Here is a 22,703-nt window from a genome sequence, read left to right on the forward strand (position 1 = left end):
ATGGCGCAAACGAATTTGACTAAAAAAGTGTTTCAGGGCGACACATCGGTATGGATTATTTTCCTGCTGCTCTGTTGCTTCTCGCTCGTCGAAGTGTTCAGCGCGACGAGTACACTCGCATATAAAACGTCGAACATTTGGATTCCGATCGTGAGGCACGCCTCTTTTCTCCTGGCAGGCTTCTTGATGATTCTGGGCATGGTACGTATTCATTACAAGTACTTTTCTCTTGCGATTCTGCTAATGCCCCTTTCCATCCTGATGCTGGCGGTTACTCCCATCATCGGGGTCAGCGCCAACGACGCTTCACGGTGGCTGGAGATCTTTGGCGTTCAGTTTCAGCCGTCCGAATTCGGGAAGCTCGCCTGCATCGTTTATGTGGCTTTTCTGCTTAGCAAGCGCGGTAAATTTTCCGAGAAGGCGATCTTCCAATGGATTGTTGCCGGAGTAGGCATCGTTTGCTTTCTGATTCTTCTCTACAATTTCTCAACCGCTTTTCTGCTGGGTATGGTGTGTCTGCTGCTGATGTTTATCGGACAGATCTCGCTTGTTAGAATCGGGAAATTATTGTTATATTTACTTCTGGGAGGCGTAGTGCTTATCGCGGTTGCAACCATCGCACCGAAAACGGTCGAAAGATTCTTACCACGCTTGGAAACGTGGAGCAATCGTCTGATTAAACATGCCGATGATAGGGAAGAGGCTGAGAAAGCACAGACGGATAAAACGTATGTAATCACCGACGAAAATTATCAGGTTACGCATGCCAAGATCGCGATTGCACGGGGCGGTCTCTTCGGTAAGATGCCCGGACGCAGCGTGCAGCGGGATTTTCTGCCGCAGGCTTATTCCGACTTTATCTTTGCCATCATCATCGAGGAATTGGGGGTTGTCGGCGGGATCTTCGTATTACTGCTGTACATTATGCTGCTGATCCGTGTCGGAATCATTGCCCGACGATGCGAAAAGCTGTTCCCCAAATATTTGGTGATCGGTTGCGGGTTGCTGATCGTTATGCAGGCCTTGACGAACATGGCGGTTGCCGTTAATCTGATTCCCGTTACCGGTCAACCACTGCCGTTGATCAGTCGAGGAGGAACATCGACCATGCTGACGTGTATCTACATCGGAATTATTCTTAGTGTAAGTCATTTTGGAGCAGGCATGGGACCGGAAGAAGAGGAGGAGGAAGAGAGCGAAGAAAAAACGGACATGGAGGAGTATGTAGAAAGTTCGGGAGAAAATCCTATATTCGCTGTCGAAACGATAGAACAAACAGGGGGACAAAGAGAGCATGAACAAATATAAAATTATCATCAGCGGAGGTGGCACGGGGGGCCATATTTTCCCGGCCATATCGATTGCCAACACGTTGAAGCAACGTTACCCGGACGCGGAAATACGCTTTGTCGGAGCGGACAACCGGATGGAGATGGAGCGTGTGCCGGCTGCCGGGTATCCCATTGTCGGGTTACCGATTTGCGGCTTTGACAGAACGCATCTGTGGAAGAATATCGAAGTGGTACGCCAACTGTTTAAAAGCCTTCGGATGGCTAAGAAAATCGTTCATGAGTTCCGTCCCGACATCGCGATCGGCGTCGGTGGTTACGCCAGCGGACCGGTGCTTTGGGCGGCAGCTTCTGCAGGCATACCCACCCTTATCCAAGAACAGAACTCGTATGCTGGTGTCACGAATAAGCTGTTAAGCAAACGCGCCTCCAAAATATGCGTCGCCTATGAAGGTATGGAACGTTTCTTCCCCAAGGAAAAGATGGTTTTGACCGGTAACCCGGTACGGAAAGACCTTGAACACGGTCTTGAAAAAAGAGAAGAAGCATTTGACTTTTTCCGGTTGGATCCTGCCAAACCAACTGTCTTGGTGATCGGTGGAAGCCTTGGAGCACGTACGATGAATACCGGCATGTTGCACGGTCTGGATGATCTGATCGCTTCCGGTATTCAACTCATTTGGCAAACCGGACGATATTACTACGAAGATATTAAGCGGCAATTAGTCGGGAAAGATACGCGGGGACTGCTTTGGTATTCCGACTTTATATCGCGGATGGACTATGCTTATGCCGCTGCCGATCTCGTCGTATCACGGGCCGGTGCCGGTACCATCTCGGAGTTGTGTCTGCTCAAGAAGCCGGCCATTCTCATCCCTTCTCCCAACGTCGCGGAAGACCATCAGACGAAAAATGCGTTAGCCGTAGTCAATCGACAAGGCGCTGTTCTCCTTCCTGACAAAGATGCGGGTACTCGCTTGGCCGACACCATCAAGGAACTGATGACCGATACGCAACGTCTTCAGTCGTTCGGTGAACATATCGGGCAACTCGCACAGCACGGCAGCGCGGAACGTATCGTCGACGAAATTGAAAAACTTATTCAAAAGCATTCATCATGAAGATAGACCAGATACAATCCATTTATTTTGTCGGTGCAGGCGGTATCGGCATGAGTTCCCTCATTCGTTACTTCCTTGCGAGAGGTATCCGGGTGGCAGGGTATGACCGCACTCCTTCAAAACTGACGAAACATCTCTGCGACGAAGGCGCGGAGATTCATTATACGGATGATGTAGAGCAAATCCCCGAGGCTTTCAGGATGCCCGAGCAAACTCTCGTCGTCTATACTCCTGCTGTCCCGGACACACATAGTGAGCTTGCATATTTCCGGTCGCACGGCTTCGAAGTCTTGAAACGTTCGCAGCTGCTCGGACTGATTACTCGTTCGGCGCGCGGAATTTGCATCGCCGGCACACATGGGAAAACAACCGTATCGTCCATGACGGCACATCTGCTGAAGCAGTCGCATGTCGACGGCAATGCTTTCTTGGGAGGCATTCTGAAGAATTCCGATAGCAACCTACTGCTATCGGAACACAGTGACCTGACGGTCATCGAGGCCGATGAGTTCGACCGCTCATTTCATCATCTGACACCCTACATGGCCGGAATCACTTCGGCCGATCCCGATCACCTTGACATTTACGGTACACCGGAAGCCTATCGCGAAAGTTTTGAGAAATTTACTTCGTTGATCCGTCCCGGAGGTACGCTCATCTTAAAAAAGGGAATCGATCTGACACCTCGTCTCCAAAACGACGTCACTCTTTATACTTATTCCGCATCGGATGAAACGGCTGATTTTCATGCCGAACATATCCGTATCGGAAACGGAGAAATCGTGTTCGACTTTGTAGGGCCGAACATTCGCATACCGGATATTTCGTTAGGCGTTCCGGCGCGTGTCAATATCGAAAACAGTCTTTTGTCCATTGCGCTGGCTTGGTTAAACGGAGTTCGTCCCGACGAAATTCGCGCGGCGATGCAATCTTTCGCGGGAGTCGAACGGCGTTTCGATATTCGTCTGAAAAAAGAACATATCGTGGTGATCGATGACTATGCGCATCACCCGCAGGAATTACAGAACAGTATCGCGTCTGTCAAGGAACTGTATGCCGGGCGCAAAGTGACAGGTGTTTTTCAGCCTCACCTGTACACGCGTACACGCGATTTCGCCGACGAGTTTGCATCAAGTCTTTCGCTCCTCGACGAACTGATCTTGTTGGACATTTATCCGGCACGTGAGGAACCGATTCCGGGGGTTAATTCGCAAATGATTCTCGACAAGGTGACGATTACCGACAAACGATGCTGTACGAAAGAAGAATTGCCGGGCATTATCGCCAACGGTACGTATGAGGTACTTCTGATGCTCGGTGCCGGCGATATCGACCGGCTGGTAGAACCTGTCTGTCAAATATTGGAAAGCCGATGAAAAAAATCCTGTCCGTTATCGTAGCCGTGGTGCTCTTTTGCTATCTTGTCTTTTCCGTTATCCTTATGAACGGCAAAGAAGAGGACGGGGTGTGCCGTCAAATCACGGTAGTCGTTAAAGATAGTGCGGACAGGCATTTTATCGACAGAAAGGATGTGCTTTCCATCCTTAAAAACACTTCGCTTTATCCGATCAATCAGCGTCTTCGAGACATCAATACTGAGAAGATCGAACGAAAAGTAGCCGATAATGAACTGATCGACCGAGTGAGTGTCTATAAAACACCGTCGGGGAACATCAACATTGAAGTTACGCAAAAGACGCCTGTTTTACGCGTTTTCAGCACACAGGGGAGTTATTATATCGATGAACACGGACACATCATGCCTGTCAGTCCGCGTTATGCAACTTACCTCCCGATTGCCAGCGGAAACATAGAAAAATCGTTCGCGACAACGGATTTATATAAATTTGCACTATTTTTGCAGAAACATGATTTTTGGAACAACCAAATCGAGCAGATTTATGTTTATCCCAATAAGGAAGTAGAGCTGATCCCGCGGGTAGGAGATCATCGTATATTTCTGGGCAGCTTTGATGACTTCAGGGAGAAAATGGATCATTTGCAGCTCTTTTATGAGCAGGCCATCCCGAAAGTGGGCTGGGAGAAATACAGGATTATTAATTTGAAATACAAAAACCAGATTGTTTGTACAAAAAAATAAACTTATGGTGACAGATTATATTGTAGCGATTTACTTGGGAACTTCTCATCTGGTTGGAATAATCGGGAAGAAAAATGCCGGAGGAACCTTTACGCTGGTAGCCGATGAGGTGAAAGAGTCGACGTTCTGCATTCAACGCGGGTGCATCCACAATGTGGCGGAGACGGCGATTCGGATCAAACGACTTATTCTGGAGCTGCAAAATAAACTCCCCAATTCCCGTATTGAGAAGGTGTATATCGGAATCGGAGGGCAATCTCTTCGTTCGATCGACCATTCCGAAGTGCGTACGATCAATGCCGATGCTTTCGTGACGGAAGAAGATATCCGAATCCTGAACAATCAGTGCAGGAGCTATCATCCGGACATGCTTGATGTGCTGGCTATCGCTCCTCCGGTATACTATCTCGACGACAAGCGTACAACCAATCCGGTGGGTATCCCCTGCAAGCGTATTGAAGCGCGATACAAACTGATTGTCGGACAGCCCATCATCCGCAAGTCTGTCATCAACAGCATCGAGAATCAGGCACACATTACGGTGGCCGGCATCATCGTATCGCCCCTCGCTCTGGCCGATGCCATGCTAAGTCCCGACGAGAAAGAATTGGGATGTGCGGTGATCGACTTCGGTGCTGGTGTTACTTCTCTGGTCGTTTACAAGAACGGGACGCTGAAACATTTGTCCGTCATTCCGTTGGGTGGCAATCTCATTACGCGCGACCTGACGAGCCTCCATCTCGTAGCCTCCGAAGCGGAGCGGCTGAAAATCACGTATGGCGATGCCATGCCCGATAAGACACAGGATGGAACGGTCTCCTTGGGAGCTGTAGAAGGAGCCGGCATGCGGGAGATCGATATGAGCGAGATCAATACCGTGGTTGAAGCGCGTGCCAAAGAGATTGTCGAGAACGTCTATGCCCGTCTGGAAGAAAACGGTCTGAAGGACGCATTAGGGGCAGGAATTGTACTTACCGGCGGTGCTTCGTCATTGAAGAATTTACAGGAGATGGTACATGAACGCTTCAGACAGGATGTTCGTTATTCGGCGATTCGAAAAGGACTGCTCGAAAACGAAAACGATATGGTAGGCAATCCGCGCTACATGAGTGCGATTGCCGTTCTGTTACAGGGGACGGAAAATTGTGTCGAACTCCTTCACCAACAACGAACGGCTGACTCCGATCCCGCGACGGAAGATGATCACGACTCGGATCAGGAAGAGGAGGAGGTGGTAGAGAAACCGGCTCCGCAGAAACCTTCAAAACAAAAGAAAGGCAGCCTTTTGGGCGGATTCGGAAAATTTGCCAAAGGGCTTTTCGACGAAGATTAAACACTAGAATAAACGCATACGATTATGAGTAATACGATATTACAATTCAATCTCCCGACAGATACGCGCAAGATCATCAAAGTGGTCGGCGTCGGTGGTGGCGGTGGAAATGCCGTCACGCACATGTATAAGGAGGGTATCCATGATGTTTCTTTCGTGCTTTGCAATACGGACAGTCAGGCCTTGTCGCGTTCGGAGGTGCCGGTTAAGATTGCGTTGGGACGCACGGTGACCGAAGGGCTTGGTGCGGGAAATAATCCGGAGCGTGCCGAGCTGGCGGCTAAAGAAAGCGAAGAAGAAATCTACGCGATGCTGAACGACGGCACGAAAATGGTCTTCATCACCGCCGGAATGGGAGGCGGAACCGGTACGGGGGCGGCACCGGTGATTGCCCAAATAGCCAAAGATATGGGGATTCTGACGGTCGGTATCGTCACGATTCCGTTTCTTTTCGAAGGCCCGCCCAAAATCATTCAGGCCTTGAACGGCGTCGAAGCCATCAGTCGGAACGTGGATGCACTGCTCGTCGTGAACAACGAGCGACTGAACGAAATCTACCCCGATCTGACTATGTTGAACGCTTTTAAAAAAGCGGACGATACGTTGACTATCGCGGCCAAGAGTATTGCCGAAATCATCACGCTCGACGGAGTCATCAACCTCGACTTTGCCGATGTCAAAACGACGTTGCAGAATGGCGGCGTAGCCCTTATCAGCAATGGATACGGCGAAGGCGAAGGCCGGCTGGAGCAGGCCATTCAGGATGCGCTCCGTTCCCCGCTGCTCAACAACAACGATATCTCGAATGCCAAGAAGATCCTCTTTAATATTTCGTTCAGCAGCAACACTCAGGAGGCGGACGGCAACGAGCTGCGGATGGATGAGGTTCGCTATATGACGGAATTTATGAAGCAGTTCGGCGAAGACATCGAAGTGATCTGGGGAACGGCCATTGACGAGTCGCTGAAAGGAAAGGTTAAATTCACGGTGCTGGCCACCGGTTTCGATCTGGAATCCATCCCCGAAATCAAAGATATTCACGACAGTCAGCGCAAACGTATGACCGAAGCCGAAATCATGGAAGAGGAAGAGCGTCTCCGGACGAAAGAGCGTGATAAAGAGCTGATCGAGAAATATTACGGCAAGAAACAAGGAAGCAAGCGCGTTCCGCACAAGGTCATGCATGCGAGCATTGCCGTGCTGACAGCCAACGAGCTCGATGACGATGCGATCATTACCCTGTTGGAAGAGAATCCGACATACAGTCGCGACCCGAAGCTATTGCTCCGTGCCCGCAACAAAAATGCCGGAGAACATCAGGGACACACGCCTGAAACACAGGCCCCGCAGTCAGGCAAGCCTAAAATCAGCTTTAGAATAGGATAATCATTGACGTACAAACAATTTAAAACAAACAATATGAGTATATTCGATCAGGTTAGTAACGATATCAAAGCCGCCATGCTGGCGAAAGACAAAGTCAAACTGGAAGCCCTTCGTAACGCGAAGAAATACTTTCTGGAAGCCAAGACCGCCCCGGGAGCTGATGATACGCTTACGGATAAGTCGGCGTTGAAAATTCTTCAGAAGTTAGTTAAACAAGGCCGTGAATCCGCTCGCATTTATACCGAGCAGAACCGTGCCGACCTTGCAGAAGCAGAGTTGGAGCAGGTGAAAGCGCTCGAAGGTTATCTGCCCAGTCAATTGTCGCCCGAGGCGCTTGAGGCGGAGGTGAAAAAAATCATTGCTGAGGTCGGTGCGACTTCATTGAAAGAAATGGGTAAGGTGATGGGGATTGCTTCGAAAGCCTTATCGGGTAAAGCCGAAGGCGGAGCCATCTCCGAGGTCGTGAAAAGGCTGCTCGCATGATTACTTTTCTTTGCTGCCTGGCCGCACTGATTGCCGGGTACTTTATTTACGGAACCGTAATAGAACGTATCTTCGGGATCGATCCGCAACGTCTCACACCGGCTTATACGAGGGAGGATGGTGTCGATTATATCCCGATGCCGACATGGCGTATCTTTATGATTCAGTTCCTGAATATTGCCGGATTGGGACCGATCTTCGGTGCCATCATGGGAGCGAAGTTCGGCACCGCTTCTTTTCTGTGGATCGTTCTGGGGAGTATCTTTGCCGGAGCGGTTCACGACTTTATGGCTGCCATGCTCTCGCTCCGTCACGATGGGGAGAGCTTGCCCGAAATCATCGGCCGTTACCTCGGAAAAGGTTGTAAGCAGTTTACACGCGGATTTACGGTGCTGCTGATGATTCTTGTCGGTGTCACTTTTGTGGCCGGCCCGGCCGGACTGTTGGCCAAGCTCACTCCCGAACATCTGAACGTAACTTTCTGGATCGGCATTATCTTCGTATATTATATTCTGGCTACGTTGTTGCCGGTCGATAAAATCATCGGAAAAGTCTATCCTCTTTTTGCGTTTGCGTTGATTTTTATGGCGATCGGTATTCTCGTCGCCTTGTTGATACGTTTCCCGGCCTTGCCTGAACTAACAGACGGGTTAGTCAATACCAACCCGCAGGCCGATGTGTTGCCTATCTTCCCGATCATGTTTGTCAGCATTGCCTGTGGAGCGATTTCCGGTTTCCATGCTACGCAAAGTCCGCTGATGGCGCGCTGCATACGTACCGAGCGACATGCGCGTCCCGTCTTCTTCGGTGCCATGATTACCGAAGGGATCATTGCTCTGATTTGGGCGGCCGCAGCGACGTACTTCTTTCAGGAGAATGGTATGGGAGAGAGTAACGCCGCCATTGTGGTGGATGCGATCACAAAAGAATGGCTCGGAACCTTCGGGGGATTACTCGCGCTGCTTGGGGTTATTGCCGCTCCGATCACATCGGGCGATACAGCCCTTCGTTCGGCTCGACTGATCATTGCCGACTTTACGCACATCAGCCAGAAGCCTATTGCGAAACGACTTCTGATTTCTGTTCCGGTTTTTCTTGTTACATTCGGCATACTCCTTTACAGCCAGAAAGATGCGGGAGGGTTCAATATGATTTGGCGCTATTTTGCATGGACGAATCAGACATTGGCCGTTTTTACGCTCTGGGCAGTGACGGTTTATCTTGCCAAGAAAGGTAAGGCATACTTCGTTGCGCTGATTCCTGCGCTTTTCATGACGGCCGTCTGCACCACCTACCTGCTTGTGGCGCCCGAATGCTTCGGCTTGCCCATCGGACTGTCTCAGGCCATCGGTACTGGCGTGGCATTGCTCGCTCTGTTGCTGTTTTTTGTTGGCAGATCGAGAAATATGTCTTCCGGAACAAGCAATTAAGGAGGCTGGCAGCCGATCAGTTGGCTCCTTCGTAAAACTCCATGATCTTTTTACGCAGCAGATATTCGTACTTGGCCTGCGTGCGGTTTGACATGGCCTTCGTCATGCTTGTTTTGGATTGATTATACTCATAGACCGTGGCGCGGCCGTTGGCAAACTTCTCATTCATATAGCCGAACGATTTGCGTGCCGAGACGTAAGCCGCCTCCGAAGCCTTGTATTTCTCTCCGGCGGCGACAGCATTGTAGTAAGCCTGTTGAATATCTTTATACAAGGCTTTCTTCGTATTCTCAAGCTGCAATTCCTGCATACGCTTACCGAGCTTGGCACTACGTACCCCGTTACGCGTAGCCCAACGGCTGAAGATAGGCACACTTAAATTGAAGCCCAAATACTGATTCCGGTTCTTCTTCAATTGTTCGGAGAACGAAAGATTATCAAAACCATCGGCGAAATAGTAATTATTGCCATATCCGGCTCCGAACGAAAGAGTCGGATAATAAGCGCTCCGGGCAATCCCGATATTCTTTTCGCTGCTTTGCAGACGCAATGCTTCCGCACGTACCGAAGCCCGTGTCGTCAATGCCGTACGATAGATATCCTCCGGCTTGCGTGCCAAAAGAAATTCCACCTCTCCCGCCGGCTCTTCAACGGCAAATCCTTCGGGGCTGGGCAGTTCGAGCAGTTGGGTCAACCCTAGCAACGCGATTTGCAAATCAGATTCTGCCTGTACGACCGATAACTCATCATTGGCCACCTGCGCTTCGACTTCATAAATCTGCGCTTCCGAGGCACGCCCTGCCGCGTACATGCTCCTGATGCGCTCAAGCTGTTCACGGCTGAGCGCAAGCTGTTCGTTCGAAACGCCCAGCAGTTCCTTCTGGTAGAGCACCTGCAAATAAGCCGAAGTGATGGATATCTCCATATTCTCCTTTACTTTTTCCAGCTCGGCGGCCATCGCCTGCAAATTCAACTTGGCCACCGCCACCTCATTCGTGATCCGGAAACCTGTGAAAACAGGAACGTTCGTCGACAGAGACCAGCTCGTCGAGCGAGCGTTCTGGTTCTTATACGTATTATCATAGCCCGAAGGAGAGCGACCGAAGTTCCACCCCTGCGAAGCGCTCGCCGAGAGATCCGGCAGACGTTTGCTCTTGGCCGTGCTTAATGTCACCTCCTGCTGTTGCACATTGATTTGTTGCATACGCACTTCAAGGTTATGCTCTTTCGCATAGTCGATACACTCCTGCAACGACCACTTCTTCTCCTGCTCCTGTGCCGATAACATACCGGCCAATAAAAAGGCCGAAAGCCCTATCCTTATCGTTCGTTTCATCATTTTTTTCGTTCTGTTTTTTCCGATTCTCATTCTGGCTCCTTTTCGGATCAGTTTTCTTTATTGACTGCCGCACCACGTATCTTATCCGAAGATGTCAGCCCTTCTTTTACCTCGATCTTGATTCCGTCGCTCAGTCCGGTTTTGATCAGATGCCTTTCAAAAACCTGCGTCGGCTCCTCCTGCTTCACCAGTTGCACAAAGGCCGAGTCACCATGAAACTCGACGGTGCTTTCGGGAACCGTGAGGACGTTCTCGGCACGTTGCAGCACAATCTCCGCATTCGCGCTGTAGCCGGCACGCACAAAAGCTGTGTCAGGTAAGGAAACGGCCGCCTTAATCTCAAACTGAATCGCGCCATTCTTCTCCTCTCCCTTCGGCGAAACATATTCCAGCACGGCATTGAACGTCTGACTCTCCAGCGCACCGATCGTCAGTTTGATCGGCATGCCTTCGTTGATTTTCCCAATCTCCGTCTCATCTACATTGCCTCTGAAGATCATATCGTTCATATTGGCGACAGATGCGATCGTCGTACCTTCGTTGAAGTTATTACTTTGGATCACGGAATTGCCGACCTTCACCGGTACATGGAGGATCATTCCCGTAATGGTGCTGCGGATCTGCGTCGTACTGCTCACTTTCGAGTTCTTCGCGATCCCGTCGCGCACGATCTCGAGCGCGTTCTGCGCATTCGTGTATTCTTCTTTCGCCTTCATATAGTTCGCTTTCGAGACATCGTACTCCTCGGCCGTCATAATCCCTTGGTTGAAGAGTTGCTCATCGCGTTTAAACGTGCTCTCGATCTGCTTCAGGTTGATATCCGCCACATTGACACGCGACTCGGCACTGTTCAATTGCACCATCTCCGGTATCACCTTGACACGGGCTATCATCTCTCCGGCCGTCACTTTTTGGCCTGCTTCCTTCATCAGCTCGGAGATGATACCCGATATCTGGGGTTTAATCAGTACCTCGTAACGAGGTTCCACATGGCCTGTTGCCACGGTCTTAGTCTCCACAGTCCCCATTTCGGGCGTGACGATCTCATACACCGTTACCACCGGTTGCGCCTTCTTCCACAGGAAAATAAATGTACTCAACACCAGTAGCCCCACAAACGAAAGCAGGACGATCCTCATAATCTTCTTTACCAATCTGTTTCTCATTTTTTTTATCTTTGCTTTATTTATTCGTCTCTAATCGCATCGATGGCTTTGATCTGCATCGCCCGCCAGGCAGGAATCAATCCAGCCAACATACCGCATACGAGCAGCACGATCGTCGCAGCAACAGCCGTCCCGATATGTACGCCGGGATGCAGGATCGCCGGATTGTCGCCCGGTTGAGCCGAGAGGATGCGATCGACCAGATCGAGCAGGAATACGCCGAAGCTCAACCCCAGCAGTCCGGCAAGAGCCGTCAACACAAGGCTCTCACTCATCACCTGCGAAACTATGTGCCACGGTTTTGCCCCGATGGCGCGACGCACGCCGATCTCGCGCGTACGCTCTTTCACGGTCACCATCATGATATTGCTGATCCCGATGACTCCGGCCAGTAACGTACCCATCCCAACCAGCCAAACTAACGCGTCGATACCTCCAAACAACATGTCGAACATCCGGAACTGCGCGGCCAGATTGATGACGAGTACCGCCTGTTTATCGTCCGGCGCGATACCGTTCTGACGTTTCAAGATTCCGGTAATGTCGTCGATGACTTTCTGAATCGGTTGCCTGGGATAAGCACTTACGCAAAGGAAATGCATGATGTCTCCCTGGTTCAGCGTTTGCTGCATCGTGGTGTACGGGAGAAAAACCGTTTCTTCCGACCGGCCACCAATGTTGATATTTGCAGAGCGCGCCTTCACCACACCGACTACTTGATAATAGATTCCATTGACGCGCACATATTTTCCGCAAGGATTTTCGTTCTTGAACAGCACCTCATTGATTCGTGTACCGATCAGGCAGACCTTGCGCTTCTCGCGGAAGTCGATCTCGTTCAACAAACGGCCGAAGTGCAACTGTTGCCTCTCGATTTTAAAATAAGAAGGATGAACTCCTTTGACGTTGTACGTGCCGGTAAGCTGGCCGTAGACCACGTTTTTCTCCTGACGGGAGCCCCAAAGCACCGGCGATATGGCTTCGAGGCCGTCCACCTCACGCAGTATCGTTTCCAGATCGCGATTACGCATGTTCCATTGTCGTCCCTTGTTGAAGCCGCGATACGGCTCGCCCGTTCGTTCGGCCATGAAGAATACAGAGTTGGTCGCGAAACCTTTGGTACCTTCGAACATCGCATTCTTCAGACCCGTTCCGGAGCCTAACAAGATGACAAGCATCAGAATCCCCCAGAACACCCCGAAGCACGTCAGCAAACTGCGGGTTTTGTTGCGGGTAATGGTTACCCATATCTCAACCCATCGATCCGTATCAAACATCATCCATCTTTTCATCATTCTACCCTCATCGCTTCGACCGCAGGGATCTTGACGGCCTTTCGCGCCGGAAAATAACCGGCTATCACCCCTGCGATAATCAGTAAAACCGTTGCCGAAACAGCGATACCTAAGTTCACGGTCGGATGGCGGAAAAGCGTAACACCTTCACCCTGAGCCCCATCTGCCGACCCGCTGTTGGCACCTGTCATCGTCATGATATAATCGACTCCCTCCGTCACTCCGATACCCATCACCATCCCGACATAGCCAAAAGCGGCCGTGATGAGAATCGATTCGATGATGATAAGCCAAAGGATCGACGAGGGCTTGGCGCCAATCGCTTTGCGGATGCCAAATTCGCGCGTGCGCTCACGCACCGTCACCAGCATGATGTTACTTACTCCGACAATCCCGGCCATCAACGTACCGATGCCCACAATCCAGATGAAGAGAAGAATTCCGTTGGTCATCATCGTGAACATCCGGATGTTCTCTCCCATATTCCATATCCCCAAAGCCCCTTTGTCCGTCGGGTCGAACTGATGACGGCGTGCCATCCTTCCGCGAAAGCGCTCTTCAAAGGCTTCATTCTCGGCCTGTGTCGTAACCCCCTTCACCGTAAAGAGCAGTGAACTTAATCCTTCCCCACCCCTGTATAACTGTTGAGCCGTGGTGAACGGGAGATAGGCGGGCATGTTATTGCTCATACCCTTATCGTAATATACCCCGATAACCTGAAACATCATCTGCCCGATGCGGACATATTGCCCCAAAGGATTGGCCTCATGAAAGAGCACTTCGGCCATGCGCGGGCTAAGCACAATCACTTTGCGACGCTCACGCATATCGATCTCATTGATAAAGCGTCCTTTTCCCGAATCAATACGCACGAAATCGATCTTGGCGAAATCAGGAGACACCCCTCTCACCTCGCCTGTCTGGAACTCTTTGCCGTAAGCCAGCGTATCGTCGTGAAAGATAACTCCCGTGTAAAGGTCGACCTCCGGAAAGTCGGTTTTCAGATGAACAAGATCGTCATTCCTCAATCGCAGTCTCCGGTTCTCACGGTTGCCTTTCCACGGCTTGGTGGTATAGCGCGGCCAGACCTCGATACGGTTAGCCGAGAGATCGCGAAAGTTGTACATTACGCCATTGTGGAGTCCGTTGCCGGCTCCCAACAGGATGACCAGCATAAAAATCCCCCACGCGACCGAGAAACCGGTCAGGAAGGTGCGGAGTTTGTTCTTCCGCATCGTGCTCCAGATTTCTCGCAAGTTATCGAAGTCTAACATGGCCTCTGTTCTATCAGTCCGTCCTTTACATGCACAATCCGATCGGTCGCTTCGGAAACGGAGCGCTCATGCGTCACGATGATCATGGTCATCCCGGTTCGGTTGACTTCGCGCAACAACTCCATGACCTCTACCGTGGTCTTGCTATCGAGCGCCCCCGTCGGTTCGTCGGCAAGAATCACTTGCGGCTGCGCAATCAAGGCGCGGGCAATGGCTACCCGCTGCTTCTGCCCGCCCGACATCTCATTGGGCATGTGTTCCGCCCAATCTTTCAGCCCGACACGGTCTAAATATTCAAGTGCCAAAGCGTTTCTCTTCTTTCGTGAGACGCCCTGATAGTACAGCGGCAATGCCACATTCTCCATGGCATTCTTGAACGAGATCAGATTAAACGACTGAAACACGAAGCCGATCATCCGGTTGCGCAGCTCGGCCGCGCGGCTCTCGCTGAGGTTGCGGATCAGCTGGTTATCGAGATAATATTCGCCTTCATCATACGTATCCAGTATGCCGAGAATATTCAACAACGTACTTTTTCCCGAACCCGATGCTCCCATGATGGAGACCATCTCGCCGCGTTCGATGTCCAAATCAATCCCCTTGAGCACATGCAACGGGGCACCGTTATAATAAGTCTTATGAATCCCTTTCAGTCGAATTATCATCGTTTTTCAGTCTATTTTAGATTCTGTCTCTTTTCTGTTAGACGCAACTCTTTTCTTTTTGTTACAAGAGAGCGTCCGTTTTTTTCTGTTATAAGCCTCGTACATGCAGCACAAGGCACACGCTTCAATCTGTTTTTCAATACTCTTTATCCACTCGCTGCCCATGCTGTTGTGGGCTGCACCTGCTTGCAGGAGCACCTCGGCTCTACCAAGTTGTTTCCATCGGATCGATTCGGATTGATCGATGAGTATTGATTCGCTATCATCCTTTTAATCTGCCGGAAAAACGGGGGCAATATACAAATGTTTTTCAGAAAAAAGTAAGATGACATCAAATTTTATTCCGCCGATTTGTTTTTCTGATTATCGGAAACAAAGATCGAAGCAATATAAGCCGTAAATGTACCGAAAAGCCCGACTCCCGAAACCATTAGAAACAAGGCGATCACTCGTCCTTCGGTGGTGACCGGATATTTATCGCCGTACCCTACCGTAGTAATCGTAACAAATGCCCACCAAACAGCGTCTTCGGCCGTCTGTATGTTGCTATTCGGGGCTGTTTCTACCTGAAGGATCGCAACGGACGAAAAAACGATGAGCAGGACGGCTAAAACAGACGCGGAATGAAACGAACCTTGAACCTTATTCTGAAAAACATAGGTCAGAAATTGCTGTGTAGTATGAAACGCTCGGAGGATACGGACAAGCCGTACTAACCGGAAGATGCGTCCCAGCCGCAGGTAGTTGATCATGGGGATGCAGGAAACCAAATCGATCACGCCCCAGCGCATGAACTTCAGTTTATCGTCTGCCTGATGAAACCGGATGCAAAACTCAATGAAAAAGAACGCGCAAATGGCCATGTCGATATAGTTCAGTAACCGGGATGTTTCGGGCGAGAGGTCAAAAGCCGTATCGACGATCAAGGCTCCGAGTACATAGATCGACAGTACGAAAACCATCAGGTTTAAGAAACCGAATTTTTCGGCAGGATTGTTTTCCATCGTTATATCAAAAATTGGAACAGGTTAGAAAAAGCCGCAAGATACAATGTTTTCTCTTTATAAGCAATGGCAGGCATAACTTTGTGGAACTTGCCGGCCGGTCGCTGCCTCAAAGGCATCCGACTATATGAAACAGCTCTTCACGTAGACTGTCGGCCCCATACGCTTCCACACAGTTTGAACCAACGGCAAGATAAGGCCTCCAAACGCATCAATCTATATAATCGGCAAGATAAAGCTACGCATGCCATGTTCCATGTTCGAGATCCTCATGTCTTCAAAACCGCCTCCATAAAATTGTAACAAGTACAATTGTGTCTCGGCTATAAAAAATATCTTTTTTTTCTTTTTTATTTGCAGAATTACATTGTAACTTTGCAGAAAAAAATGAACGCAACCGTTTTATACTATAGTCACAAGGGGAAAACAGCCGGCTATGCACGCGAGATAGCCATGTATCTCTGGTCGAAAGGGTTTAACGTGAGCCTTTGCGCGATCTCCGATTTTGACAGAACCAAGTTACAGCAAACCGACTTTCTTTTCTTGGGATGCTGGACCTGCGGATGGTTCGTGATCGGTCAGCACCCGCACCGGAAATGGACCACGTTTGTTCGTTCGGTTCAAGATCAACTGCCGGAAAAGGTGCTGTTTTTTACAACCTATAAGATCCGTACGGGAAGTATGTTCCGACGCATGCAACGGGCGGCCGGCCTCGTGCCTTCCGCGAAGGCGATGCGCCTTAAAAGCCGTACGGGAAAGCTAAGCGAGCAGGATAAAATCATTTTGAATCGCTTCACAGAAACAAGGAAACAATAAGACCCTCATTTAATAACAAAAATATGGAAACGAAGAAATTAACAAGTGCTTCCGGAGCTCCGGTAGCCGACAATCAGAACGTAGCGACGGCCGGCAAACGCGGTCCGATGCTTTTGCAGGATGTTTGGTTTATTGAAAAGTTGGCACATTTCGACCGGGAAGTAATCCCCGAACGACGCATGCACGCCAAAGGCTCCGGAGCCTTCGGCACATTCACCGTAACGAACGATATTACATCGTACACCAAAGCGGCTTTATTCTCTACCATCGGAAAAAAGACCGATGTCTTTGTTCGATTCTCGACCGTAGCCGGCGAACGCGGCGCGGCAGACGCCGAACGGGACATCCGAGGCTTTGCCATGAAGTTCTATACCGAAGAAGGCAACTGGGACCTCGTAGGAAACAACACGCCCGTGTTCTTCCTTCGCGATCCGCTCAAATTCCCCGACCTGAATCATGCCGTAAAACGCGATCCACGTACCAACATGCGCAGCGCGCAAAACAATTGGGACTTCTGGACCCTCTTGCCCGAAGCGCTGCATCAGGTAACCATCACGATGAGCGACAGAGGTATCCCCTATTCCTATCGGCACATGCACGGATATGGCAGCCATACCTTCTCATTGATCAATGCCGACGGCAAACGTATCTGGGTCAAGTTCCATCTGCATACGCAACAGGGCATTAAGAACCTGACGGATCAGGAAGCCGAAGCCATCGTCGGGAAAGACCGCGAAAGCCATCAGAGAGACCTCTACGAGAGCATCGAAAAAGGCGACTTCCCCAAATGGACGATGAAGATACAGCTGATGACCGAAGAACAGGCTGCCGCCTGCCCCTTCAATCCGTTCGACCTGACCAAGGTCTGGAGCCAGAAGGAATATCCGCTGATCGAAGTCGGCGTACTTGAACTGAATCGCAATCCGGAGAATTATTTTGCCGATGTCGAGCAGGCCGCTTTCAACCCCGCCAATGTGGTACCGGGCATCAGTTTCTCACCCGACAGAATGCTGCAAGGACGCCTCTTCTCCTATGGAGACACACAGCGCTATCGCTTGGGAGTAAACCATCACCAGATCCCGGTGAATCGTAGTCGCTGTCCTTTCCTGAACATGTATCATCGCGACGGACAGATGAGAGTAGACGGCAATTACGGCTCTACACTCGGATATGAGCCAAACGGCTATGGCCAATGGCAACAGCAACCCGAATATAAAGAACCGCCTCTGGAACTTGACGGAGCAGCTTATCAATGGGATTTTCGTGAAGACGATGCCGACTATTATTCCCAACCCGGAGCCTTGTTCAGACTTATGACTCCCGAACAACAACAAGTATTGTTCGACAATACGGCGCGGGCTATGGGCGATATTCCCGAAACCATCAAACTGCGCCACATCGGCAACTGTATGAAGGCGGACGAGGAATATGGTAAAGGAGTAGCGCGTGCGTTGGGTATCAACATCGACGGAATGACATTCTGATCTCTCTCTTTTCGTATAACAGGGATATGGGCTTTTGTCCGTATCCCTTTTTTGTTTTTACGTTATACCTAACCGGCTCGCCGATGCAATATTCGTCCCTTCGTCAGGCGTATTCTACGGCTGCCTTCGTATACGAAAGAAAAAAAAATGAGCGACAGAAAAAAAAGAATAAAAAAATTTGCGTGTAATTAATTTTCTTTCGTTATCTTTGTAAACAAATTATCCGAAGCATATTTTGAATGTGGCAAGCGAGCCGCGATAAAGAGACCAAGGGACTACTCTCGATATGTATGCGTCGATAAAACGCAGCGGGGAATAAGCCGGCACGTAAAGAAAGCTCGTAAAATCAGACACGGAAGGAGCTTTCTTGAAAAAAAGTCGGCAAAATGTCGGACGGAATGAGCCGGTACGTAAAGAATGCCCGTAAAATGAGACACGGAGGGGACTTTTTTGAAAAAAGGTCGGCAAAATGTCGAACGAAATGGGCTAACACATGAAGAAAGCTCGAAAAATGAGACACGGAGAGAGCTTTCTTGAAAAAAGGTTGGTAAAATGTCGGACGGAATGAACCGGCACGTGAAGAAAGCCCGAAAAATGAGACACGGAGAGAGCTTTCTTGAAGAAAGGCCGGCAAAATGCCGGACGGAATAGGTTGACATGTGAAGAAAGCCCGAAAAATGAGACACGGAGAGAGCTTTCTTAAAGAGAACCCGACAAAATGTCGGACGGAATGAGCCTACATGCGAAGAGAGCAGATAAAACAGGCCGTTTTATGCATCGCGTATTTTATACGGCTCGGAAGGAGAGGCACAGATGGTGCCAAAAGGATCTATCGGCTGATACAATGCTGAAAAACAGGCTGCCCGCCGTCGAGCGGGCGGAGACAAAGAAGAAATGAAACAAACCGATTCACCCGGAGCTTAGTTGAAAAACGAACTCCCTTAAACTCAAAAACAAAATGAAAAACAGAAGAATCAAAAAAAGTTCAAGCAGTCAGTTTACCAGCGCGAGACATGCTCATTTTCACACTCAGGTATATGGTATGATCGCAGAGTATGGATTTGACAAAGTGCATGTTCCGATCGAGCTATCGATCGAATGGAAGCGTAACATCGACATCGAAGCGGACCTCAACAATCAGTCGTTCGCTCATACCGAGACATCGCAGTTGAACGAGTACGATCACAAGCGAGACGAGTTGCTCTACTTCTTCTTCGGTACCATTCGTAACGGATTGCGTTCGCCCGAAGCGAAATTCAAGTCGGCATCGGAGGCATTGACAAGCCTTCTTTATCCGTATAAAGACTTGCAAGGGCAAGCGCGCGACCGGAAGACGGCGCAAATCGAAGGATTGATTATCGACATGCGCAAAGACGAAAACAGTGCACACATGGATACGCTGGCGCTACGATCGACGGTCGACATGCTGGAAGGGGTCAACAAAGCGTATCAGGAACTGAAAAACAGCCTCACCCGAAAAAAAGCTGCGAAGCCGGAAGAGTCGCCGGACGATGTACGCCGGCGTACAAACACCTGCTACGAGCAAGTAACGGATCTGATTTATGCTTCTTACCTGCTTGAAACCGATATTACTCGCAAAGAAGAAATCGGCCGGCTGATAGACGCGCTTAATCAGTTCATCGAAGAGCAAAAAATAGCCTATAAACAAAGTCAGGCTCAGAAAACAAGGGAAAAGAAGAATTAACGAAGACAGCCCGAAGGGCAATACGGGCCGCGATAAGCGGCGGACAATGCGGATGATGTTTAGCAGCACGGAGCGCAAGCAACCGAACAGCTCGGGAAATAACGACAAAGCAGGGTTAGCGCTTCGTGCTGCTTTGTCGTATCTTATGGATTAATGTTTTTCAGCCGGATGATAGGGTACATGCGAATCGTGCAGAATAATCTTGAGTACGCCTTCTTTATCTTTCGTATAGGCGAATGAATACTCTACTTTCACTTCGTCGCCACCCTCGGCCGGTGTGAAATAATAATTTCCCATGGCAACAGCCATGTTTCCGTCAATCTTGGTTCCGACGTTTTCCCAACGCACACTGCTCCAAGGCTTAATGGCAAACCCGTGATCTTCGGGATAGCCGTCGTTTCCGGCCACGAAGTAAGACAACGCCCCTTCGAAATCGGTACGGAACTGCTTGTCTGACACCAACGTCGGCTTAAACAGCACAACACCTTCCTGATAGTTATAGAAACGGTTGATATGCTCCGTAGCGGCCGCTTTATAATCTCCTTTTTCCTGATATACTTTGCCGATTTTCACAATGCCCTCACCCCATCCTTTCTGGGCATCGAGCACCTCTTGTTCGGTAATTACCGGCGTTGCTTCGGCCTGCGCAACCGCATGGTTTTCTTGCTGCACTTTCTCTTTGCAGGAAGTCATTCCCGACGAGAATATAAACGCACAAACGACTGCCAGCACAGCCCCACTCATTTTCATTTTAATCTTTTTCATTTGCATAGTTTTCTAATCAAAAAATCCCCTACTCTTTCTAGGATTTTCGGGAAACTCCTCTCTTTTCTCAAGCACGAAAGCTAACCCGTTGCTTCAAGGCATCAAAAATACGATTTTTATCCGAATAAAAGCAACATTTCGAAGAAAAGTCAAAGATTCAGAGGCGTTTTTACCGCGAGAACTTCACAACCAGAGAACTTAGCGGAGCAACACGCAACGGATGTCCGACAAGGATAGAGCGCCCCGACAAGATATCTTTTCCCTCCGGCCGATAATGCCTCAGCACTTCATCATAGCGCGGCCAGTCAAGGGCATGCGGCTCGTTCGAAGCATTTACGCACACGAACACCGCCCCGTCGTCATCGTAGCGGAAATAGGCGTACATATTTCCCTCGACAGCGAAGTGCATCGTTCGTCCATGATGGATAACGCTCTCCGTCTTGCGCCAGTTAAAAAGCCGGCTGTAATGCTCGAACACCTCCCGCTGCACGGCCGAACGTTGCGAAGCATCGAAAAGATTCAACGTATCGCCCGGCCATCCTCCGGGGAAATCGACCCGCAGACCACCGTGCCCCTGCGTAAGATCTTTCGACGCAAACATCAACTCATCACCGCTGAAAATCTGCGGGACACCGCGTAAAGTGGCCAGTAAGGTAGCCACGAGCTTGGCCTTTTCAGGATTCTTCCCCACTTCATCGGCCACACGCTCGGTGTCATGATTAGCCGCCATAATCAACAGGCCGCGCGGATCATCGAACAGGAAATCGTGCGAAAGCGAACGATAAATCAGCTTCATCCCGCTGTCCCAACCCGTATAGTCGTCTGTCAACGCCTTGCACAACACGCTTTGAAGCGGGAAATCCATTACCGAAGGAAGATAAGAACAGAAACCGTCTTTATTCTTACTCTTCGCTCCTCCTTCCCAGTAAGCAAGTTGAGCCGGCGAGCTTGTCCAGCACTCCCCGACAATATTCACAGCCGGATATTCGGCACGAACCGCTTTACACCACTCGGCCATCGGCTCTTTCTCGTTGTAGAAATACGTATCGACACGCAGACCGTCCAAATCGGCATATTCCATCCACCAGACAGCCCATTGCTTGAAATATTGAAGCAAGTCGGGATGATTCAGATTCATGTCCGGCATGCTTGTATCGAACCATCCGCTTTCGTGCACCATCCGGTCACGCGTCGACGCATTCGGATCCATATTCACGGAAGATAGATGGTTAGACGAAGTATAACGATCAAACTGATGCACCCAGTCTTGATAAGGCAAGTCACGCATCCACCCATGTGCGGCCCCGCAGTGGTTCGTCACCACATCCATAATCACCTTCAAGCCCCTCCGGTGACACTCCTTGACAAACGTCCGGTAAAGCGCATTATCGCCAAAACGCGGATCGATACGGTAGTAATCGGCACAGGCGTAACCGTGATACGACGACTTCGGCTCGTTATCGAGCAGCAGCGGAGTAGACCATACAGCCGTAGCCCCGACAGAGGCAATGTAGTCAAGCCGATCGATCATGCCTTGCAAATCACCGCCATGACGCCCGAAATAATCATTCCGGTCAGGCTTCTCGGCCGTGTCATGCGTCGCATCGTTGTTCGGATCACCGTTCGCAAAGCGGTCGGGCATGAGCAGATAAATCATATCGGCCGATGAGAAGCCCGCTCGCTCGGCCGATTTCTCCCGCCGACTCTCCAATTTATAGGTATAGGTAAACTTCTTCTTGCCCTTACGCAGTAGCAAAGTATACTCGCCCGGCCGTGCATCGGGAGCAATATCCATATCGACAAACAGATAATTCGGGCTTTCCGCGTTACGCACCTTGCGCACGGACATCCCTCTCTGATCGACTTCGACCAAGCAGTCACGCAAATCCTCCCCATAAAACATCAGGGTAAGTGGCGTACGCATCCCCACCCACCAACTCAGCGGCTCAACGCGTACAATCTTCTGCGCTCCGGCGCCGAATGAAAGAAAAACAAAAGCAAATAAAAAGAGTAATGTTTTCATTGTGTGTTTTTTTGAACAAAAGAA

20 protein-coding genes are annotated in these 22,703 nt (G+C 50.0%); 12 read left to right on the forward strand and 8 right to left on the reverse strand.

Annotated elements, in window-relative coordinates; translation table 11 throughout:
* The 8 genes from EII41_RS00975 to EII41_RS01010 are packed head-to-tail and all read left to right on the forward strand — an operon-like array spanning position 1 to position 9,143.
* Positions 1–1,308: an FtsW/RodA/SpoVE family cell cycle protein gene (locus EII41_RS00975; protein WP_124789061.1), complete on the forward strand. Its 1,308-nt coding sequence runs from the start codon at positions 1–3 to the stop codon at positions 1,306–1,308.
* The gene (gene murG / locus EII41_RS00980) at positions 1,295–2,410 is read left to right on the forward strand and encodes an undecaprenyldiphospho-muramoylpentapeptide beta-N-acetylglucosaminyltransferase (RefSeq protein ID WP_124789062.1); all 1,116 of its coding nucleotides are present in this window, start codon (positions 1,295–1,297) and stop codon (positions 2,408–2,410) included. Before EII41_RS00975 ends, murG begins: the two co-directional genes overlap by 14 nt.
* Positions 2,407–3,786, forward strand: a complete 1,380-nt coding sequence (gene murC / locus EII41_RS00985) for a UDP-N-acetylmuramate--L-alanine ligase (RefSeq protein WP_124789063.1) — start codon at positions 2,407–2,409, stop codon at positions 3,784–3,786. Before murG ends, murC begins: the two co-directional genes overlap by 4 nt.
* Positions 3,783–4,511 carry a cell division protein FtsQ/DivIB gene (locus EII41_RS00990; RefSeq protein WP_124789064.1) on the forward strand — a complete coding sequence of 243 codons (729 nt, stop codon included), beginning with the start codon at positions 3,783–3,785 and terminating at the stop codon, positions 4,509–4,511. Before murC ends, EII41_RS00990 begins: the two co-directional genes overlap by 4 nt.
* Positions 4,512–4,515: 4 nt before the next feature.
* A complete protein-coding gene (gene ftsA, locus EII41_RS00995) occupies positions 4,516–5,844 on the forward strand; it encodes a cell division protein FtsA (protein WP_124789065.1) in 1,329 nt (442 codons plus the stop codon).
* A 24-nt stretch (positions 5,845–5,868) separates the two neighbouring features.
* Positions 5,869–7,230, forward strand: coding sequence for a cell division protein FtsZ (ftsZ, locus tag EII41_RS01000; RefSeq protein WP_124789066.1), 1,362 nt, complete (start codon positions 5,869–5,871; stop codon positions 7,228–7,230).
* A 33-nt stretch (positions 7,231–7,263) separates the two neighbouring features.
* On the forward strand, positions 7,264–7,713 hold the full coding sequence (locus EII41_RS01005) for a GatB/YqeY domain-containing protein (protein ID WP_124789067.1): 450 nt from the start codon (positions 7,264–7,266) through the stop codon (positions 7,711–7,713).
* Complete coding sequence (locus EII41_RS01010) at positions 7,710–9,143, forward strand: carbon starvation protein A (protein WP_124789068.1); 1,434 nt, start codon at positions 7,710–7,712, stop codon at positions 9,141–9,143. The genes EII41_RS01005 and EII41_RS01010 overlap by 4 nt, the downstream gene beginning before the upstream one ends.
* A gap of 16 nt (positions 9,144–9,159) precedes the next feature.
* Here the strand turns inward: EII41_RS01010 and EII41_RS01015 are convergent, their stop codons facing one another.
* The 6 genes from EII41_RS01015 to EII41_RS01040 all read right to left on the reverse strand — a co-directional run bounded on the left by EII41_RS01015 (position 9,160) and on the right by EII41_RS01040 (position 15,886).
* Positions 9,160–10,482: a TolC family protein gene (locus EII41_RS01015; protein WP_411292569.1), complete on the reverse strand. Its 1,323-nt coding sequence runs from the start codon at positions 10,480–10,482 to the stop codon at positions 9,160–9,162.
* Between the two features lie 47 nt (positions 10,483–10,529).
* Positions 10,530–11,648, reverse strand: coding sequence for an efflux RND transporter periplasmic adaptor subunit (locus EII41_RS01020; protein ID WP_124789070.1), 1,119 nt, complete (start codon positions 11,646–11,648; stop codon positions 10,530–10,532).
* A gap of 20 nt (positions 11,649–11,668) precedes the next feature.
* Positions 11,669–12,925 carry an ABC transporter permease gene (locus EII41_RS01025; protein ID WP_124789123.1) on the reverse strand — a complete coding sequence of 419 codons (1,257 nt, stop codon included), beginning with the start codon at positions 12,923–12,925 and terminating at the stop codon, positions 11,669–11,671.
* Positions 12,926–12,939: 14 nt separating this feature from the next.
* A complete protein-coding gene (locus EII41_RS01030) occupies positions 12,940–14,217 on the reverse strand; it encodes an ABC transporter permease (RefSeq protein WP_124789071.1) in 1,278 nt (425 codons plus the stop codon).
* Complete coding sequence (locus EII41_RS01035; RefSeq protein WP_317615862.1) at positions 14,211–14,879, reverse strand: ABC transporter ATP-binding protein; 669 nt, start codon at positions 14,877–14,879, stop codon at positions 14,211–14,213. The genes EII41_RS01030 and EII41_RS01035 overlap by 7 nt, the downstream gene beginning before the upstream one ends.
* A gap of 341 nt (positions 14,880–15,220) precedes the next feature.
* Entirely contained in the window at positions 15,221–15,886 is a 666-nt protein-coding gene (locus EII41_RS01040) for an ion transporter (RefSeq protein WP_124789073.1), read from the reverse strand.
* A 66-nt stretch (positions 15,887–15,952) separates the two neighbouring features.
* Here EII41_RS01040 and EII41_RS01045 point away from each other — a divergent pair, with 66 nt between their 5' ends.
* The 4 genes from EII41_RS01045 (at position 15,953) to EII41_RS01060 (ending at position 19,891) form a co-directional block, all read left to right on the forward strand.
* A complete protein-coding gene (locus EII41_RS01045) occupies positions 15,953–16,189 on the forward strand; it encodes a hypothetical protein (protein WP_124789074.1) in 237 nt (78 codons plus the stop codon).
* Positions 16,190–16,273: 84 nt separating this feature from the next.
* Complete coding sequence (locus EII41_RS01050) at positions 16,274–16,702, forward strand: flavodoxin family protein (protein ID WP_124789075.1); 429 nt, start codon at positions 16,274–16,276, stop codon at positions 16,700–16,702.
* Between the two features lie 23 nt (positions 16,703–16,725).
* Positions 16,726–18,186 carry a catalase gene (locus EII41_RS01055; RefSeq protein WP_124789076.1) on the forward strand — a complete coding sequence of 487 codons (1,461 nt, stop codon included), beginning with the start codon at positions 16,726–16,728 and terminating at the stop codon, positions 18,184–18,186.
* A 958-nt stretch (positions 18,187–19,144) separates the two neighbouring features.
* Positions 19,145–19,891, forward strand: coding sequence for a DUF6261 family protein (locus EII41_RS01060; RefSeq protein WP_124789077.1), 747 nt, complete (start codon positions 19,145–19,147; stop codon positions 19,889–19,891).
* 150 nt (positions 19,892–20,041) lie between these two features.
* On the opposite strand, the gene EII41_RS01065 is transcribed toward EII41_RS01060, so the two are convergent.
* The gene (locus EII41_RS01065; RefSeq protein WP_221620686.1) at positions 20,042–20,656 is read right to left on the reverse strand and encodes a hypothetical protein; all 615 of its coding nucleotides are present in this window, start codon (positions 20,654–20,656) and stop codon (positions 20,042–20,044) included.
* 169 nt (positions 20,657–20,825) lie between these two features.
* Positions 20,826–22,679 (reverse strand): glycoside hydrolase family 13 protein, encoded by a 1,854-nt coding sequence (locus tag EII41_RS01070; RefSeq protein ID WP_124789078.1) that lies wholly within the window; start codon positions 22,677–22,679, stop codon positions 20,826–20,828.
* Positions 22,680–22,703: the final 24 nt, after the last annotated feature.

It is taken from the genome of Tannerella forsythia, from assembly GCF_003860135.1.
GTDB classification, from domain to species: Bacteria; Bacteroidota; Bacteroidia; order Bacteroidales; family Tannerellaceae; genus Tannerella; species Tannerella forsythia_A.